The following is a 590-nucleotide window of genomic DNA, read 5'->3' as shown; positions in this document are numbered from 1 at the left end:
AGTTGAGATGATTGTGGGGATATTAGGCGTACTAAAAGCAGGTGGAGCTTATTTACCTCTCGACCCTACTTATCCAAGTGAACGAATTGAGTATATGCTTCAGGACAGTGGTGCGAAATATGTATTGACCCATGAAAATATAAACGTTCCAGAAACATTTTCTGGCGAAATTGTGAAAATTGATGATTTGGCTTTAACAGAGAATCCTAGGACAAATCTCGAAGAGATTAATGAGTCTACAGATTTAGCTTATCTTATCTATACTTCTGGAACTACTGGAAAACCTAAAGGGGTTATGGTGGAACATAAAAGTGTAAGCAACTTTTGTTTAATGGGTGAGACTTTTGGTATTTCATCAGGCAGCCGTGTGTTACAATTTGCCTCTTTTAGTTTTGATGCCGCAGTAGGTGAAATCTTCCCTACTCTTTTAAGTGGAGCGACCCTTTATTTAGGTAAAAAAGAATTGTTTCTTTCGGGGGATAAGTTTACAAAGTGGTTAAAGGATCAAGCCATTACTACTGCCTTTTTCCCACCTTCCGTATTGAGGGTAACACCGTATGAAGAATTACCAGATTTAAAGACAATTATTG

General features: G+C 37.8%; 1 protein-coding gene. It reads left to right on the top strand.

Annotated elements, in window-relative coordinates; genetic code table 11:
- A partial coding sequence (locus AC3WTB_RS19170; protein WP_492334105.1) for an AMP-binding protein occupies positions 1-590 on the top strand: 590 nt, incomplete at both ends.

This window comes from Bacillus sp. EB106-04-04-XG123 (assembly GCF_058791855.1).
The sequence above is the reverse complement of the archived record's forward strand: the minus strand, read 5'-3'. Positions and strand labels throughout refer to the sequence as shown.